Source organism: Marinospirillum alkaliphilum DSM 21637 (assembly GCF_900119735.1).
Taxonomy (GTDB): Bacteria; Pseudomonadota; Gammaproteobacteria; order Pseudomonadales; family Halomonadaceae; genus Marinospirillum; species Marinospirillum alkaliphilum.
In genome coordinates, this window is record NZ_FPJW01000001.1 from 249,319 (window position 1) to 266,403 (window position 17,085).

Consider the following 17,085-nt stretch of genomic DNA (forward strand, 5'->3'; position numbering starts at 1 on the left):
TTGCCATAAAGCAAAGCCCCGTTGCCGGATGTTTCCGGCAAAAAAGGGCTTGACAATCAGGCTTAACGCAGGCGTTTACGCTCGCTGGAAGGCGGGATGTTCATGGCTTCGCGGTATTTTGCCACAGTGCGGCGGGCAATCTGGATGCCGGAGTCAGCAAGCAGGTCTGCCAGTTTGCTGTCGGATAGGGGTTTGCGTGGTGGTTCGGCAGAAATCAGCTTTTTCAGCATGGCCCGAATGGCGGTGGATGAGGCTTCACCACCTTCAGCGGTGGATACATGGCTGGAGAAGAAGTATTTCAGCTCAAAAATACCGCGTGGTGTGTGAATGTATTTTTGAGTGGTGGCACGGGATACGGTGGATTCGTGCATTTCGATGGCAGTGGCGATGTCGGCCAATACCATGGGTTTCATGTATTCTTCGCCTTTTTCGAGGAAGTCCTGCTGTACTTCAACAATTTTGCTACCAACTTTTAGCAGGGTTTCGCTGCGACTTTGCAGGCTTTTGATCAGCCACTGGGCTTCACGGTAATGATCTTTTAAATATTGATTGGTGTCGCTGGAGTCTGCACGCCGAATCAGGTCGGCATAGTGAGGTTGAACGCGAAGTTTTGGCAGGGTTTCCGGGTTCAGCTCCACACGCCAGCCATGGCGAGTGCGACTGACTAAAAGATCAGGAACAATGTAGCTGGATGCTTCACTTTCAATGCTGCTGCCGGGGCGGGGGTTCAGCTGCTGGATCAGGGTGATGATTTCATGCAGCTCATCTTCACTGTTCAGTTTCAAACGACGCAGCAGGAAGCGGTAGTCACGGCTGGCCAGCACTTCAAGGTATTGGTCAACCAGTTTGCGGGCACAGGCCAGGCGTGGCGTATCGGCAGGCAGTTGCTCCAGTTGCAGTAGCAGGCACTCACGCAGGTCGCGTGCGCCAATCCCCGGTGGGTCAAAACGCTGGACCAGTTTCAGTACAGCAATGACTTCATCCGTTTCCAGATCACTGAACATCGGGTCCTGGCTGCGCAGTGCTTCACAGATCACTTCCGGGTCTTCGGTCAGGTAACCTTCCGGACTGATGCTGTCAATCAGGGTTTCACCGATCAGGCGATCATGTTCGTTATGCAGGTTAAGGTTGAGCTGCCACAGCAGGTGGTCAGCCAGGCTGGTTCCAGCGGTGTCTCGCTCAAACTGGTCGCCCATATCCTCGCCACTGCCGGAGGGCGGGGAGTAGTCATGGCTGAAGACATCATCCCAGGCAGTATCAACAGGCAGCTCACTGGGCAGGTGATCTTCATCCCACTCTTTCATTTCCGTTGGAGCACTGTCTTGAAGGGCTTCAGCCTTTTGTGCTTCGCGGGTGGAGGTGTCAAAAGGGTCTGCCTGAGGGGCTGGCGGATAATCCTCGTTCTCTTCCAGTTCCAGTAGTGGATTGGACTCCAGTGCCTGCTGGATTTCCTGTTGCAGGTCCAGTGTGGAGAGCTGCAACAGGTAAATGGCTTGTTGCAACTGGGGGGTTATAACCAGGTTCTGGGAAAGATTCAGCCCGAGGCTGGGTTTCATCGACATGGGTGTTCAGCTACTCATCAGGTGCCGCAAAAATATCCGGGTGGCCAACTCAGCAATTTTTATGCCATGGCTCATGAACACTTTATATCTTAAATTGCTCGCCCAGGTAAACCCTTCTGACATCAGCATTGGATAGAATTTCTTCAGCATTGCCCTGGGCTATCAGTGCACCTTCGCTGACAATGTAAGCACGTTCACAGATTTCCAGTGTTTCACGCACATTATGGTCGGTGATCAGCACCCCGATATTGCGGGCCTGGAGTTGGCGAATGATGCCCATGATTTCGGCGACCGAGATGGGATCAACACCGGCAAAGGGTTCATCCAGCAGGATGAAGTCGGGTTCGTTGGCCAGGGCGCGGGCAATTTCAACCCGCCGTCTTTCACCACCCGACAGGCTCATGCCTTTGTTCTTGCGAATGTGGGTGATGGAAAATTCTTCGAGCAGTTGCTCCAGCAGGGACTGGCGCTGTGCCTTGTCCAGCTCCTTGCGCAGCTCCAGAATGGCCAGAATGTTGTCTTCCACGCTGAGTTTGCGGAATACCGAAGCCTCTTGCGGCAGGTAGCCCAGGCCTGCGCGGGCACGACCATGCATTGGCAGGCGCGTGATGTCACGGTCATCCAGCAGGATTTTTCCGGCATCGGCTTTCACTAGCCCGACAATCATGTAAAAAGAGGTGGTTTTGCCGGCGCCATTAGGGCCCAGTAACCCAACAATTTCGCCCTGACGCACATCCAGGCTGATGTCTCGGACCACCTTGCGGCCCTTGTAACTTTTTTGCAGGTTGCGGGCAGTCAGGCTTTTACTCATTGCTGGTTCCCTTCTGGCTGAATGGTGGCTTCGCGTCGTCTGGGGGTAAGAATGACCTCAACACGACCGGCATCACTTTCAGCCTGTTCTGCCTGAATGTCCTGGCTGAGCAGGTTGTAGGTCAGGCGGTGACCACGAAAACTGTCTTCGCCCTGAACCAGGCGGGCATTGCCGGTTAACACAACACGATCTTGTGCGGGTTGGTAGTCGATGGTTTCAGCCCAGGCCTCCACCTTGGGTTCTTCTGCCCTGGGTCGATCGCGCATATAAGCCAGCTCGCCGGGTGAGCTGGCGGTTGCCCGCTCCAGTGCGCCGTCCTCACCCCGATGTAACTCCAGAAGCTCAGCTTTGATTTTCAGTTCACCCTGGGTGACTTCCACCTGGCCGGTGTAGGTTGCCAGTTGTTGCTGATTATTCCACTGCATGCGTTCTGATTGAACCTGGACCGGTTTTTCACGATCTTCCGGAAGCGCCAGGGTCAGTGAACTGTATGCCAGCAGCAGACTTAACAGGAGGCCTGGCTTGTAAAAGCGGGATGGAGCAAGAAGCGCATCCTTCATGGTAAAGGCTCCTGAGAAGGCGGGTTCGTCAGGTAGCTGCCGCTGACCTGTTGCAGGATTTCTGCCAGTCCGGTTTGCATGTCAACGGCAAGTCCAATGCCTTGGGTGACTCCGCCGGGGCTGGTGAAGTGGACCGGGTCAGGGGTGTTTGCCTGTTGTGCATTGGTATCAACCCACAGGCGGTTGGTGGTGAATTCGGGCAGGTAAGCAGATTCCGGATCGATGGGTTGGAGTATCACCTGTTCTTCCAGGTAAAGTTCCTGGTTGCTGCGATACTCTGCACGCAGGGCCTGCAGCCGCCAACTTTGACCCGACTCACCATGATGATAAACCACTGGTAGTTGCATCAGTGCCAGGTCGTTTTCCGGATAGTGGGTGACCTGTTCTGCATGGATCACCTGCAGTAATCGCCCTTCTGCATCAAAGCGGGAAAGGCGAGCCTGTTCGATGTAATAATCCGGCTCACCATGTTCACGTGGCAGTGCTGTGTAGGGTGGGGTTTGGGTGCTTTCCTGCAGCCATACAATCACTCCGCCCAGCAGCAATAGAGCCAGTACGCCAGCCAGTCGACGCATGCCCGGAGTGATGAGGCTGTTAAGGCGAGTGATCAGGCCCGGCATAAATCAGTGGCTGCGCTGGCTGTAAAGGTAGTGGTTGAGGCAGGCTTGCCAGTTGCCCTGAGCTTTCATGATCAGGTCAGTCAATTCACGCACCGCACCCTGACCGCCGGCTCGCTGAGTGACATAGTCACTGTGCTGGCGGATATAGTCGGGAGCATTGGGTACGCTGGCACCAAAACCGGCTTTGCGGATGGCGGCCAGGTCCGGCAGATCGTCGCCACAATAGCCCACCTGATTCCAGTCAAGTCCGAGCTTGGCAACCAGCTCACTCAAGGCGTTGATCTTGTCTTCACGGCCCTGCATCACGTTGTTGATTTTCAGGGCCGCAGCGCGCTGGCTGACAATGCTGGAGTCGCGCCCGGTGATAATGGCAACTTCAACACCGCTGGCCTGCAGCAGTTTGATGCCCTGACCATCCTGAGTGTTAAAGGCTTTGGTTTCGCTGCCGTCAACATGAAAAAAAAGACTGCCGTCAGTCAGCACACCGTCAACATCCAGCACCATCAGACGCAGGGGGCGAAGTTTTTCCAGCAGGGCATCAGAAATTTCCATGGGTACTCACTCAGAGTTCAGTGCTACAGGAGTTGAAGACTGCAAAAGAGGCAGGACTATATCAGATAACCCCGGCTCGCAGCAGGTCGTGCATGTTGAGTGCGCCAACAAGCCGGTTATCGGAGTCTGTCACCGGCAGGGCGTTGATCTTGTTTTCTTCCATCAGGTGCACTGCTTCTGCTGCCAGCAAGTCTGGCTGGATACTTTTGCAGCCGCGTGTCATGACATCACTGACACTTAAACTGTGAAAGTCAATCGCCTGATCCAGCGTGCGACGCAGGTCACCGTCGGTATAGACACCCAGCAGCTGCTTCTGTTCATCAGCAATGCAGGTGAAACCCAGGCCTTTGCGAGTCATTTCCAGTAATGCTTCGCGCAGACTGGTAGCCGGGGTCACGCAAGGAATGGTGTCGCCCGCATGCATGATGTCGCTGACGCGCAATAACAAGCGGCGACCCAGGCTGCCACCCGGGTGAGACATGGCAAAATCATCCGGGCCAAAGCCTCTGGCTTCCAGCAGGGCGATGGCCAGTGCATCACCCAGTGCCAGGGCAGCGGTGGTGCTGGAGGTGGGGGCCAGGTTCAGTGGGCAGGCTTCACGGCTGACGGCCACGTTCAGGTGCAGGGTGGCTTCACGTGCCAGGGTGGATGCAGGTGCACCGGTCATGCTGACCACGGGGATACCCAGGCGCTTTAATAAGGGTAATAACGAGGTGACTTCCTGGGTTTCGCCTGAGTTGGATAATGCCAGCACCAGGTCATTACGCGTCACCATGCCCAGATCGCCATGGCTCGCTTCACCGGGATGCATGAAAAATGCGGGGGTGCCGGTACTGGCAAGCGTGGCAGCAATTTTGTTGCCAATATGGCCGGACTTACCCATGCCAGTGACAACAATACGTCCTTGACACTTCAGCATCAGTTCGCAGGCTTCACTGAAGGTTTGGTCAAGATGGCCAAGAATTTCCTGCAGGGCTTCTATTTCCAGTTGCAGGGTGCGCCGTGCAGCGCTCAGGTGGTCACTTGTTGTCATGCGTCAGGGTAGGTCCATTGATGGCGTCAGGTGCAAAAGCGGCAGTCCAGACTTGTGCCGGGTGCCGTGAGTCTTTAGATTATAACTTTTTTCAATTGTACATCCAGCCGGAGAACCGGATGCAGGATTATCTGGTCGAAGTGGACAAGCTGTGTTTCAGTCGCGGTGATAACCCCATTTTTTCGGGTGTGAACCTGCGCCTGCAAAAAGGCAAGATCACTGCAGTCATGGGGCCAAGTGGCACTGGAAAAACAACACTGTTGCGTTTGCTTGGTGGGCAGTTAAAGCCTGATCAGGGTCAGATCAAGGTGTTCGGACAGGAAGTGCCCAGGCTGGGGCGCAGGCAATTGTTTGCGCTGCGAAGCCGCATGGGTATGTTGTTCCAGTCAGGTGCCTTGTTTACCGACATGACGGTATTCGAGAATGTGGCATTTCCCCTGCGGGTGCACACCAGTCTGTCTGAGCAGATGATTCGTGATCTGGTGCTGATCAAGCTGGAGGCGGTGGGATTACGGGGTGCCAGGCATCTGATGCCTTCTGAACTGTCTGGCGGCATGACGCGCCGGGTAGCACTGGCACGAGCCATCGCTCTGGACCCTGAGTTGCTGATGTACGATGAACCCTTTGTTGGCCAGGACCCCATTTCCATGGGGGTGCTGGTGCAGTTGATCAAGCGCTTGAATCAGGCGTTGGGGCTGACATCCGTCATTGTTTCCCATGACATTGCTGAAACCCTGTCGATTGCTGATTACGCCTATATTCTGGCCGGTGGCAAGGTGATTGCTGAGGGTACTCCTGCTGAACTGCAGGCTTCTGAGCAGGCTGATGTTCGTCAGTTTGTGGCTGGCCTGCCAGATGGTCCGGTGCCTTTTCATTATCCAGCTCCGAGTTTTCGGGATGATCTTTTTGCCTCTGAAGGAGTGGCAAATGCTTGATTGGTTAGCAGGGCTGGGACGAAGTGGGCTTCTGGTGATTGCTGCACTGGGGCGCTCAGGCGTTTTCCTCATGCAATCACTGGTTGGCTGGCCGCGCAGCAGCGAAGCCTTTCGCCTGTGGGTTCAACAGGTTTATGCGGTGGGTGTGCTGTCGCTGATCATCATCCTGGTCTCCGGCTTGTTCATTGGCATGGTGCTGGGTTTGCAGGGTTACACCATTCTGGTGGATTTTGGTGCTGAGCAGGCACTGGGGCAGATGGTGGCGCTGAGTTTGACGCGTGAGTTGGCTCCGGTGGTTGCTGCATTGTTGTTTGCCGGTCGGGCAGGTTCTGCACTGACTGCCGAGATAGGTTTGATGAAGGCCACCGAGCAGTTATCCAGCATGGAAATGATTGGTGTTGATCCACTGCGCCGTATTGTGGCACCCCGGTTATTGGCCGGTTTTTTTGCCCTGCCGATTCTGTCGCTGATTTTTGCCATGGTGGGCATTGGTGGCGGCTGGTTGGTCGGTGTTGACTGGCTGGGTGTTGACCCCGGTGCCTTCTGGAGCAACATGCAGTCTGCCGTGGGGTTTCGTGAGGATGTGGTCAACGGGCTGATCAAGAGCCTGGTGTTTGCCTTTGTGGTGACCTGGATTGCGGTATTCCAGGGTTATGATCTGGTGCCCACCTCGGAAGGCATCAGCCGAGCCACCACCAAGACCGTGGTTTATTCATCACTGGCAGTGTTGGGTCTGGATTTTGTCCTGACTGCCCTGATGTTCAGCAATTTGTAAGGAATGGAGTTAAGCATGCGTAATCAGCGCTGGGTGGAAGTGTCAGTGGGTGGCTTTATGCTGCTGGGTTTGCTGGCGCTGGTGTTTCTGGCCTTCAAGGTTAGCGGCCTGACTTATGATCCGGGGCGCAGCAACTTTGAAGTGGAAGCTTTTTTTGGTGATATCGGGGGGTTGAAACCTCGCTCCAAGGTCACTTTGGCGGGTGTGGTGGTTGGCCGTGTGACCAGTATAGAACTGGATGAAGAGTGGTTTGAAGCACGGGTGGTCATGCAGCTGGATGAGCGACTGAAAGGGAAACTGAGCCTGGATACTGCAGCAGCCATACAGACGTCTGGTTTGTTGGGAGACAACTACATTAGCCTGACACCAGGCATTGATGATGAAATGCTGGTGCATGGCGGTACGCTGAGAGACACCCAGTCAGCATTGATTCTTGAGCAGTTGATAAATCAATTCATTACCAACTCAACAAGGGACTAACACCGTGAACCAGCATTTGCAGCAACAACCCGGCAGTGGAAGGCTGCTGGTAACCTCCCTGCTGTTTTTCGGTCTGGTTTCCATCAGCCTGTTGCAAGCCAGAGCGATGGCAGAGGTTCGCTCACCCTGGCAGGTGGTGGAGGCCGGCATTGCAGACCTGACCGTCGCATTTGAAGAGAACAAGGGGCAATTCAATCAGCATCCAGACCAGCTTTACAGAGCACTGGATGATGCCATGGAGTCTTACGTCGATTTCCGTTACATCAGTGCCAGGGTGATGGGTGGGCGCTATTTTCGGGCGGCCACACCTGAACAGCGCAGCCGTTTTGCGGAGGTGTTCCGCAGTACCCTGGTGCGCACCTTCGGGCAGGGTTTGATGAACTTTGATTACCAGGCTTTTGATCTGGTATTCCGTGAGCGTCCGGCACGTTTTGAAGATCAGGATAATGTTGAGCTGGAAGTGGTGGCTGCAGATGGTAAACGCTACCCGGTGGTGTTCACCCTGCGTCGTCACAACGATGAATGGAAAATCATTAATCTGATTGTGAACGGTGTGAACCTGGGTTTGACCTTTAACAGCCAGTTTGATCGTGCCATGCGTGAACATAACCGGGATTTTGATCGTGTGATAAATAATTGGTCACCGGATCAGGCACTGGAAGAAATTCAGTCGCAGGATGAGGATGCATGAAAGCCCGGTTAAGTTCCCTGGCGCTGGCTACCTGGAAACTCAGTGGTGAAGTGGATCGGGATCAAGCTGCTGCACTGGTTGCGGCGCTTGAGATTCGCACGGGTGAAAACCCCTGTGTTGATTTGCTGGAGGCCAGTGGGGGGGCGGCCCTACTGCTGGTGTTGTTGTCCTGGTATCGCGAATGTGAAAACCGGGGTGTTAAGCTGACGCTGACCAATCCCTCCGAGCAGTTGATGAAAGTGGCAGAGTTGAGTGATCTGCATCAACTGCTGCCTTTTACCCGCCAAACAGCTGCTGGTTGACAGTCGTGGCTGCCCTTGCAGCCGGTTTTCGGTTATCATGCCAGCCCTGAATTTTTTGCAATTTAAACCCAGGCTCCCCCGGGGAGTGACTGATGAGGAACTGCCATGCAAGCTCAAGCGCTCAAAGAACTGCTGGAAAGCCGCCTGCCCCAGTGCGAGTTCATCGTAAAGGGTGAGGATGGTCGTCACTTTGAAGTGATCGCCATTGGTGAAGTGTTTGCCACCCTCCCTAGCCCGGTGAAAAAGCAGCAGCTGGTTTTTGCTGCTCTGAGTGAAGAGTTTGCCAGTGACAAGCTGCATGCCATGGCGTTAAAAACCTACACTCCCGAACAGTGGGAAAAAGCCAAAACCCTGATGGTTTTTTAAGGTTTCTTCATGGATAAACTGATGATCACCGGCGGTGCACCGCTGGACGGCGAAGTCTGGATTTCCGGCGCCAAAAACTCTGCCTTGCCGATTCTGGCTGCCAGCCTGCTGGTGAAAGGTCCGGTTTCTATCGGCAATTTGCCACACCTGCATGACATTACCACCATGATTGAGCTGCTGGGTGGTATGGGTGTGCAGGCCGTTGTGGATGAAAAGATGTCGCTGGAGCTGGATGCCGGGCACCTGAAAAATTGCCGTGCCCCCTATGAGCTGGTGAAAACCATGCGCGCCTCGATTCTGGTGCTGGGCCCACTGATGGCCCGTTATGGTGAGGCTGAGGTGTCTTTGCCGGGTGGTTGTGCCATCGGCAGTCGCCCGGTCAACCTGCACCTGAATGGCTTGAAGCAGATGGGTGCCGAAATCCGTGTTGAAGAGGGTTACATTCGCGGTAAGGTGAATGGACGTCTGAAGGGCGCGCGTATTGTTTTTGATACGGTTACCGTAACCGGTACCGAAAACCTGATGATGGCGGCAGCGCTGGCAGAAGGGCGTACCCTGCTGGAAAACGCAGCCCGTGAACCGGAAGTGGTGGATCTGGCCGAGTTCCTGATTGCCATGGGTGCTGACATTCGTGGTCATGGCACTGACACCATTATCATTGAAGGTGTTGAAGCGCTGAAAGGCTGTCATTTTGATGTCATCGCTGACCGTATTGAAACCGGTACCTTTCTGGTTGCGGGTGCAGCTACGCGCGGCCGAGTCAGGGTTAAACAAACACGTCCGGATATTCTGGATGCGGTACTGGTCAAGCTGGAAGAAGCCGGTGCAGACATCACAACGGGTGATGACTGGATTGAACTGAACATGCATGGGCGTCGCCCCAAGGCTGTGAGCATCAAAACAGCGCCTTACCCGGCTTTTCCGACGGATATGCAGGCCCAGTTCATGGCATTGAATGCTACCGCTGAAGGCACTGGTACAGTCATTGAAACCATTTTCGAAAACCGCTTTATGCATGTGCAGGAAATGCAGCGCATGGGTGCGGATATTCTGGTGGAAGGCAACACAGCCATCATTCGTGGTGTTGAGCGCCTGACCGGTGCGCCGGTAATGGCCACTGATCTGCGGGCCTCTGCCAGCCTGGTGATTTCAGCGCTGGTGGCTGAAGGTGAAACCCTGGTTGACCGTATTTATCACATTGATCGGGGTTATGAGTGCATCGAGGAAAAATTGATGTTGCTGGGTGCACGTATCCGACGCATTGCTTCCTGAATTAGTTAAAGATCAAGAGATACTCATGCCACAAAGCCTGACGCTGGCCCTTTCCAAGGGCCGTATTCTGGATGACACCCTGCCACTCTTGGCTGATGCCGGTATTCACCCTGCAGAAGACATCAACAAGAGCCGTAAGCTGATTTTTGACACCAACCTGCCAGGTGTGCGTTTATTGGTAATCCGTGCCACTGATGTGCCCACTTATGTATCGCTGGGTGCGGCGGATCTGGGGGTGTCTGGTAAGGATGTGCTGATGGAACATGGTGGTGAAGGCATGTATGAGCCGCTGGATCTGCGGATTGCTGCCTGTCGCCTGATGACTGCGGCCATCAAGGGTGCTCCCAGGCCTGAAGGGCGTCGTCGGGTGGCCACCAAGTTTGTGAATACGGCCAAGCGTTGGTACGCCGAGCAGGGCATTCAGGTGGATCTGATCAAGCTGTATGGCGGTATGGAGTTGGCTCCCATCATGGGGTTGGCTGACGAAATTGTGGATATTGTGGATACCGGCAATACCCTGCGAGCCAATGGCCTGGAGCCACGCGAATTCATTGCAGATATATCTTCTCGTCTGGTGGTGAATCAGGCCTCCATGAAAATGAAGTACCGGCAGATTCAGCCTTTGCTGGAGCGTCTGACCGCCGCAGTTGAAGCACGTACCGCCTGAAGTGCCTGCAAGATTTTCCTGTTTTGAGATGAGGTAAACCCATGACGCTTGCCATTAGAAGACTGAAAGCCTCGGATGCTGATTTTAATGCCACCCTGGACCAGCTGTTGGCCTGGGAGGGTGTGTCCAGCCATGATGTGCAGCAGCGTGTGGATGACATCATTCAACAGGTTCGTGTACAGGGTGATACAGCGGTATTGGCTTATACCCAGCAGTTTGATCGTCACCCGGCGACTGATTTTAATGCGCTGGTGGTGAGTCAGCAGCAGCTGGAAGCTGCGTTTCATAGCCTGCCACAAGCGCGACGTGAAGCTTTGCAGGCAGCGGCAGACCGCGTGACTGCCTATCACGAGCATCAGCGCCAGGGTTCCTGGGAATACACCGAAGCTGATGGCACGTTACTGGGTCAGCAGGTGGTGCCACTGGATCGTGTTGGTGTTTATGTACCGGGTGGTAAAGCGGCTTACCCTTCATCGGTTTTGATGAATGTACTGCCTGCCAAGGTTGCCGGGGTAAAAGAAATCATCATGGTTGCACCGGCTCCCGGCGGTGAACTGAATCCATTGGTGCTGGGTGCAGCCTGGTTGTGCGGTGTCACCAGGGTATTTGCCATCGGTGGTGCTCAGGCGGTTGCTGCACTGGCTTATGGCACAGAAAGTGTGCCGCCAGTCGATAAGATTGTGGGGCCGGGCAATATTTATGTCGCCACTGCCAAGCGTGCGGTATTTGGCAAGGTTGGCATCGACATGATTGCCGGACCTTCCGAGATCCTGGTGGTTGGTGATGGCCAGACCGATCCGGACTGGATTGCCATGGATCTGTTTTCTCAGGCTGAACATGATGAAGATGCTCAGTCGATTCTGGTGAGCTGGGATGCAGCCTGGCTGGATCAGGTGGAGGCAAGCATCAATCGCCTGCTGCCGGAAATGGAGCGTGCTGACATCATTCGCACTTCGCTGGAAAGCCGTGGTGCCCTGATTCAGGTGGCATCGGAAGCTGAAGCGCTGGACATGATCAATCGGATTGCACCGGAACACCTGGAGTTGTCGGTAGCCGATCCAAAAGCCTGGCTGCCGGGTATCCGCCATGCCGGTGCCATTTTCATGGGGCGTTACACGGCTGAGGCAGTGGGTGATTATTGTGCCGGTCCGAATCACGTGTTGCCCACTTCGGGAACCGCGCGCTTTTCTTCACCGCTGGGAGTGTATGACTTCCAGAAGCGTTCTTCACTGATCTTCTGTTCTGCCGAGGGTGCAGATACCCTCGGACGGATTGCTGGTGAGCTGGCGGATGGCGAATCACTAACAGCCCATGCCCGATCTGCTCGTTATCGGGTAAAGCGCTGAAATCAGCTTCAAGAATCTCTTGATGAAGCTCATCTTGTCGATCCACTGATGAGCTTTGCCTTGGTGACCCGCTGATCAGCCTGTTCTTGGTGATCCGCTGATTAGCTTCTTCTAGGTGACCCGCTGGTTAGCCTCTTCTGGGTGAAGAAGGGCGCTGCCCGATAGTAGCCGTCAGGTTACGACTGCGCCCTTCTCTCACGACTTCCAGAGTGATCTGGGTTTCAGGTCTGAGGCTGGCTATAAAGTTAATGGTTTCGCGTGCGCCACTTACACGTTGGCCGTTGATGGCAACAATCACATCACCGGGCTGCAGGCCCGCGTTATGAGCCGGCCCATTACGCAGCAGTCCGGCAACCAGTACCCCGCGCGGACTATCCAGACGCAAGGATTGAGCCAGTGCCGGGGTCATTTCCTGTACCTCAATGCCCAGCCAGCCACGTACCACAAACCCTTCATTGATCAGATCCACCATGATCTGTCTTGCCAGGTTGGATGGAATGGCAAAACCTATGCCCTGGGAGCCGCCACTGCGACTGAAAATGGCGGTGTTGATGCCCAGTAACTGGCCGTAAGGGTTGATTAATGCACCACCCGAGTTGCCGGGGTTGATGGCCGCATCAGTCTGAATGAAGTCTTCAAAGGTATTGATGCCCAGACTGTTGCGACCCAGTGCACTGACAATGCCCTGAGTGACGGTTTGCCCGACACCAAAAGGATTGCCGATGGCCAGCACCACATCACCCACTTCAAGGGTGTCAGAGGATGCCAGGGCAATAGCGGGCAGGTTGTCCAGCTCGATGCGCAGTACTGCCAGATCCGAATCCGGATCACTACCGATAATGCGTGCAAAGGTTTCGCGGCCATCGCGCAGGGCAACACGAATTTCATCCGCACCACTGACCACATGATGATTGGTGAGAATGTAGCCTTCACTGCTGACAATAACACCGGATCCCAGGCTGGATTGCATGCGCTGCTGGCGTGGTTGACCGCCCGGGCCAAAAAAATGCCGGAAAAAGGGATCGTTCATCAGGGGGTTGATCTGCTGCTCCACCACCTTGGTGGTGTAGATATTCACCACCGATGGTGCTGCCTGGCGCACGGCGCCGGCGTAAGAGACAGGGCCATCCTGACGAGGCACCAATATAGGCTCGCTGGTACGGATTTCAGCGCGGACATTATTGCTTGCACCCTGCTGCCCTGATAAGCCCGGAAAGGTCTGCAGCAGCAGTGCAGCCAGTAGTAGGCCACTGATTACGGGCCAGACGAGTTGGGGCTTCAGAAAACGCATTATAAAGAGTCTCTCGGCTAGGCTTGCTTCTTTTATCTTACAATAAGCGCATTGGGTTTGCTCTGATGTTGGGGCAAACTGGCAAAAAACCAAGTTGCAAAAGAAGCTGCAAAAGTTTGGTTGCAAAAGTTCAGGCAGCAAAATTCAGGTGGGAGGTGTTGTTGTGGTCAGGCTGGTAGATCTGGTGCAGTTGTTGGATTCTCATCTGGAAGTGGCCGCTTTCCAGGATTATTGCCCTAATGGATTACAAATTGAGGGCCGATCAGAAGTCCAGCGTGTGGTGACAGGTGTGACCGCCAGTCAGGCGCTGATTGATGCAGCCATTGCACGTGATGCAGATGCTTTACTGGTGCACCATGGGTATTTCTGGAAGGGTGAATCCCTGCCTTTGACCGGTATCAAGGGGCGGCGTGTGGCCAGTTTGATGCAGCGTGGCATCAGTCTGCTGGCTTATCATTTGCCGCTGGATGCTCACCCGGTGCATGGCAATAATCAACAGTTGGCGGAAGTGTTGGATTTGGACGTCACTGGCAGTATGGAGGGTGGTGGCTGGTCGTTTGGTTTAACCGGTCAGTTACGCCAGGCTTGGGAGGCTCGTGACCTGGTTGTGCATCTGGAGCAGCGACTGGGGCAGCGCCCTTTGCATTTACAGGGTCATGATCGACCGATTCGAACCCTGGCCTGGTGCACCGGCGCTGCTCAGGGCGGCATCGTGCGTGCAGCGGAACTGGGGGTGGATGCTTACATCAGTGGTGAAGTCAGCGAGCAGACACTGCATCAGGCCAGGGAGTTGGGTATTGATTATTTTGCTGCCGGTCACCATGCCACCGAGCGTTATGGCGTTAAAGCGCTGGGTGGCTGGTTGGCAGCAAATCTGGGCATCGAGTGTGAGTTTGTGGATATTCACAACCCGGTGTAATTCAAGGCTGGGCCGGCTTTGGCGGCCCGCCTGGGAAGCCTCTGATCAGTTGCGCGGTGGCTCAAACACTTCTGGTTTCAAACCAAAATCCTCAGACAGGGTGCCGCGCGCCTTGTCTGAAGCGTAGTCGCGTGGTGGTTCAACAAGGCTTTCTTCTGTTGTGGTTGCGCTTTGAGTTTTGCTGGTCTTTTCATTAGTGTTGGTCAGTTTTTTAATGACACCCTCATCACTGCACAGCCGTCCGGCATCATTCAGCAACTGGTCTTCCATGTCTTTCAGTTGTTTGCTCATGGAGGAAAGACCGTCAGCGGTACGAGCAAAATGGTCGTTGAGACTTTCTTTGAGCTGGTTAAGCTCCAGTTCACGTTCAGTCAGCTGATGACGAATCCGGATGCTATTGGCCACACTGGAGTTCATTAGATGATAGGCCAGTGCGCCCAGGCCGGCGCCGATCAGAAAGGCGGTAATCACATAAACCCATTGAATATCGGCAAAAGTCACACGCAGCTCCTCAGCAAAGGGCGGCAAACTCCGCCCGGATGGTTACCCGTGCATTATATCGGCCAGTACAGACTTGTGGTCAAGACCTGAGGTATCCAGACACAATCCATTGGTCGCACGGGGTTGGGAGGGTGGGGTGAGTTGCGTATAATCAGCCGATTTTCCTGCAACAACCAGTGAATACAGAAAAGGTGAAGTACAGATGACTCCAATGGAGCGTTATCAGCAGGACCTTCAGCGAGAAGACTTCAAGTCGGATCCAGCGCAAAAGATGGCGGTGGAGCACTTGCAAAGACTGCATGATGAATTGGTGGCAAACAAGCCTGCGCGCAGCGGTTTATTGTCGCGTCTGACTGGGCGTGGCAAGAAGGCGGAGCCCATCAAGGGGCTCTATTTCTGGGGTGGTGTGGGTCGCGGTAAAACCTACCTGGTTGATACCTTCTATGAGTGTCTGCCGTTTGACCAGAAAATGCGTAATCATTTTCACCGCTTCATGCAGCGGGTGCATGCGGATCTTAAAAGATTTGATGGTCAGCCCAACCCGCTGAAGCTGGTTGCCAAAGAGTTGGCCAAAGAAATTCGGGTGCTTTGTCTGGATGAGTTTTTTGTCAAGGACATCACTGATGCCATGATCCTTGGCAACCTGATGGAGGCGCTGTTTGAAGAAGGTGTGGTGCTGGTCACCACCTCCAATATTGTGCCTGACGGCCTCTACAAAGACGGTTTGCAGCGTGCCCGTTTTTTGCCGGCGATAGATCTGCTGAAGCGTTATACCGAAGTAGTGAATGTGGATAGTGGTGTTGATTACCGTCTGCGTACCCTGGAGCAGGCAGAAATTTATCACTCACCATTGGATGCAGAAGCGGATGCCAGCCTGAATCGCAGTTTTGAAGCGATGGTGATGGTGGAGGGGCAGCGTGATCTGGCGATAGATATTAATGGTCGTCCGATTGTTGCCCGGCGTTGTCATGATCAGGTGGCCTGGTTTGATTTTTCGACGCTTTGTGATGGCCCCCGTAGTCAGTACGACTACATTGAGCTGTCAAAAATTTTCCAGACCGTGCTCTTGTCCAATGTGCCGCAACTGGGCCGGGAAAAAGATGATCAGACCCGCCGCTTCATTAACCTGATCGACGAGTTTTATGATCGTAACGTCAAGGTGATCATTTCTGCGGCAGTACCAATTGATCAATTGTATACCGGCGGCAATCTGGCTTTTGAAATTGAGCGTACCAAAAGTCGCTTGCTTGAGATGCAGTCGCACGAGTATCTGGGGCGTGAACATAAACCCTAGGGGCTGGACGCAGCGCTTATGCTGGTATAGAATTCGCGCTCCTGAAAAGCTTGTATTCTTCAGGTCCAGATGTTGTATGGAAGGCTTAGGCTTCGGTACAACCAATAAAAATAGGTATTGATCAGTGCGATCTGGGGTTTCCCAAGTCGTGAAGGTCCTACTGAGGTTATTGATTTAATGAAAACTTTTTCCGCAAAACCAGCTAGCGTAAAGCGCGACTGGTACGTGGTTGATGCCACGGACAAAACGCTGGGTCGCCTGGCAACTGAACTGGCCCGCCGCCTGCGTGGCAAGCACAAGCCTGAATACACCCCGCACGTTGATACTGGCGATTACCTGGTGATCATCAACGCCGAGAAGGTGCGTGTGACTGGCAACAAGTCCAAGGACAAGATGTACTACCGCCACACCGGTTTTCCCGGTGGTATCAAAGAAATGTCTTTTGAAAAGCTGATTGATCATGCGCCTGAGCGTGTCATTCAGGGTGCAGTGAAGGGTATGCTGCCCAAGGGTCCTCTGGGTCGTGCCATGCTGGCCAAGCTGAAGATTTATGCCGGCGCTGAACACCCCCATGCTGCCCAGCAACCGCAAACTCTGAATATCTAACGGAAGGGTCGTCATGTCTGCTAATCTAAACTACGGCACCGGCCGTCGCAAAACCTCCACTGCCCGTGTATTTCTGAAGCCCGGCAGTGGCAAGATCTCTATTAATGGCTCCAGCCTGACTGAGTATTTCGGTCGCGAAACTTCTCGCATGATCGTGATGCAGCCGCTGGAACTGACTGGTAATGTTGAAAAGTTTGACCTGTTCATCACTGTTGCTGGTGGTGGCTCCAGTGGTCAGGCTGGGGCAATTCGCCACGGCATCACCCGCGCCCTGATGGATTATGATGAGTCCCTGCGCAGCAGCCTGCGTGCCGCTGGATATGTGACTCGTGATGCGCGTATGGTTGAGCGTAAGAAGGTGGGTCTGCGTAAAGCTCGTAAGCGTCCGCAGTACTCCAAGCGTTAATCGATGGGTCCGGCTCAGGCCACCCGCAAGAAACGCCCGGCCGCTGTTGGTTGGGCGTTTTTTTTTGCTGCGACAAGCAGCTATACCACTAATTCA

21 protein-coding genes are annotated in these 17,085 nt (G+C 54.3%); 13 read left to right on the forward strand and 8 right to left on the reverse strand.

Features of this window, described 5'->3' with window-relative positions; all coding sequences use genetic code 11:
- Positions 1-62: 62 nt before the first annotated feature.
- The 6 genes from BT114_RS01220 to BT114_RS01245 all read right to left on the reverse strand — a co-directional run bounded on the left by BT114_RS01220 (position 63) and on the right by BT114_RS01245 (position 5,138).
- On the reverse strand, positions 63-1,562 hold the full coding sequence (locus BT114_RS01220) for an RNA polymerase factor sigma-54 (RefSeq protein WP_342715626.1): 1,500 nt from the start codon (positions 1,560-1,562) through the stop codon (positions 63-65).
- 82 nt (positions 1,563-1,644) lie between these two features.
- Positions 1,645-2,373, reverse strand: coding sequence for an LPS export ABC transporter ATP-binding protein (lptB, locus tag BT114_RS01225; protein ID WP_072324490.1), 729 nt, complete (start codon positions 2,371-2,373; stop codon positions 1,645-1,647).
- Entirely contained in the window at positions 2,370-2,933 is a 564-nt protein-coding gene (gene lptA, locus BT114_RS01230; protein WP_072324491.1) for a lipopolysaccharide transport periplasmic protein LptA, read from the reverse strand. Before lptA ends, lptB begins: the two co-directional genes overlap by 4 nt.
- Positions 2,930-3,553 (reverse strand): LPS export ABC transporter periplasmic protein LptC, encoded by a 624-nt coding sequence (gene lptC / locus BT114_RS01235; protein ID WP_072324492.1) that lies wholly within the window; start codon positions 3,551-3,553, stop codon positions 2,930-2,932. The genes lptA and lptC overlap by 4 nt, the downstream gene beginning before the upstream one ends.
- A gap of 3 nt (positions 3,554-3,556) precedes the next feature.
- A complete protein-coding gene (locus BT114_RS01240) occupies positions 3,557-4,105 on the reverse strand; it encodes a KdsC family phosphatase (RefSeq protein ID WP_072324493.1) in 549 nt (182 codons plus the stop codon).
- 61 nt (positions 4,106-4,166) lie between these two features.
- Positions 4,167-5,138: a KpsF/GutQ family sugar-phosphate isomerase gene (locus BT114_RS01245; RefSeq protein ID WP_072324494.1), complete on the reverse strand. Its 972-nt coding sequence runs from the start codon at positions 5,136-5,138 to the stop codon at positions 4,167-4,169.
- A gap of 119 nt (positions 5,139-5,257) precedes the next feature.
- Here BT114_RS01245 and BT114_RS01250 point away from each other — a divergent pair, with 119 nt between their 5' ends.
- From BT114_RS01250 to hisD, 9 genes are all read left to right on the forward strand, one after another.
- Positions 5,258-6,073: an ABC transporter ATP-binding protein gene (locus BT114_RS01250; protein WP_072324495.1), complete on the forward strand. Its 816-nt coding sequence runs from the start codon at positions 5,258-5,260 to the stop codon at positions 6,071-6,073.
- Positions 6,066-6,848: a lipid asymmetry maintenance ABC transporter permease subunit MlaE gene (gene mlaE, locus BT114_RS01255; protein ID WP_072324496.1), complete on the forward strand. Its 783-nt coding sequence runs from the start codon at positions 6,066-6,068 to the stop codon at positions 6,846-6,848. The genes BT114_RS01250 and mlaE overlap by 8 nt, the downstream gene beginning before the upstream one ends.
- Before the next feature lie 15 nt (positions 6,849-6,863).
- Positions 6,864-7,328 (forward strand): outer membrane lipid asymmetry maintenance protein MlaD, encoded by a 465-nt coding sequence (gene mlaD, locus BT114_RS01260; RefSeq protein WP_072324497.1) that lies wholly within the window; start codon positions 6,864-6,866, stop codon positions 7,326-7,328.
- 4 nt (positions 7,329-7,332) lie between these two features.
- Positions 7,333-8,019, forward strand: coding sequence for an MlaC/ttg2D family ABC transporter substrate-binding protein (locus tag BT114_RS01265; protein ID WP_143142741.1), 687 nt, complete (start codon positions 7,333-7,335; stop codon positions 8,017-8,019).
- Positions 8,016-8,321, forward strand: coding sequence for an STAS domain-containing protein (locus BT114_RS01270; protein ID WP_072324498.1), 306 nt, complete (start codon positions 8,016-8,018; stop codon positions 8,319-8,321). Before BT114_RS01265 ends, BT114_RS01270 begins: the two co-directional genes overlap by 4 nt.
- A 105-nt stretch (positions 8,322-8,426) precedes the next feature.
- Positions 8,427-8,687, forward strand: a complete 261-nt coding sequence (locus BT114_RS01275; RefSeq protein WP_072324499.1) for a BolA family protein — start codon at positions 8,427-8,429, stop codon at positions 8,685-8,687.
- 9 nt (positions 8,688-8,696) lie between these two features.
- Positions 8,697-9,959 (forward strand): UDP-N-acetylglucosamine 1-carboxyvinyltransferase, encoded by a 1,263-nt coding sequence (gene murA / locus BT114_RS01280; RefSeq protein WP_072324500.1) that lies wholly within the window; start codon positions 8,697-8,699, stop codon positions 9,957-9,959.
- Positions 9,960-9,984: 25 nt separating this feature from the next.
- On the forward strand, positions 9,985-10,626 hold the full coding sequence (hisG, locus tag BT114_RS01285) for an ATP phosphoribosyltransferase (protein WP_072324501.1): 642 nt from the start codon (positions 9,985-9,987) through the stop codon (positions 10,624-10,626).
- 41 nt (positions 10,627-10,667) lie between these two features.
- Positions 10,668-11,972, forward strand: coding sequence for a histidinol dehydrogenase (hisD, locus tag BT114_RS01290; protein ID WP_072324502.1), 1,305 nt, complete (start codon positions 10,668-10,670; stop codon positions 11,970-11,972).
- A gap of 127 nt (positions 11,973-12,099) precedes the next feature.
- Here hisD and BT114_RS01295 read toward each other — a convergent pair whose 3' ends face one another.
- Positions 12,100-13,263: a Do family serine endopeptidase gene (locus BT114_RS01295; RefSeq protein WP_177247017.1), complete on the reverse strand. Its 1,164-nt coding sequence runs from the start codon at positions 13,261-13,263 to the stop codon at positions 12,100-12,102.
- A gap of 163 nt (positions 13,264-13,426) precedes the next feature.
- On the opposite strand from BT114_RS01295, the gene BT114_RS01300 reads away from it, so the two are divergent.
- Positions 13,427-14,182, forward strand: a complete 756-nt coding sequence (locus BT114_RS01300; protein ID WP_072324860.1) for a Nif3-like dinuclear metal center hexameric protein — start codon at positions 13,427-13,429, stop codon at positions 14,180-14,182.
- Between the two features lie 45 nt (positions 14,183-14,227).
- On the opposite strand, the gene BT114_RS01305 is transcribed toward BT114_RS01300, so the two are convergent.
- On the reverse strand, positions 14,228-14,683 hold the full coding sequence (locus tag BT114_RS01305) for a Z-ring associated ZapG family protein (protein WP_072324861.1): 456 nt from the start codon (positions 14,681-14,683) through the stop codon (positions 14,228-14,230).
- A 202-nt stretch (positions 14,684-14,885) separates the two neighbouring features.
- Between BT114_RS01305 and zapE the strand changes: the two genes are divergently transcribed.
- The 3 genes from zapE (at position 14,886) to rpsI (ending at position 16,989) form a co-directional block, all read left to right on the forward strand.
- Positions 14,886-15,977 (forward strand): cell division protein ZapE, encoded by a 1,092-nt coding sequence (gene zapE, locus BT114_RS01310; protein ID WP_072324503.1) that lies wholly within the window; start codon positions 14,886-14,888, stop codon positions 15,975-15,977.
- Between the two features lie 177 nt (positions 15,978-16,154).
- Entirely contained in the window at positions 16,155-16,583 is a 429-nt protein-coding gene (gene rplM, locus BT114_RS01315; protein WP_072324504.1) for a 50S ribosomal protein L13, read from the forward strand.
- A 13-nt stretch (positions 16,584-16,596) separates the two neighbouring features.
- A complete protein-coding gene (gene rpsI, locus BT114_RS01320) occupies positions 16,597-16,989 on the forward strand; it encodes a 30S ribosomal protein S9 (RefSeq protein ID WP_072324505.1) in 393 nt (130 codons plus the stop codon).
- Positions 16,990-17,085: the final 96 nt, after the last annotated feature.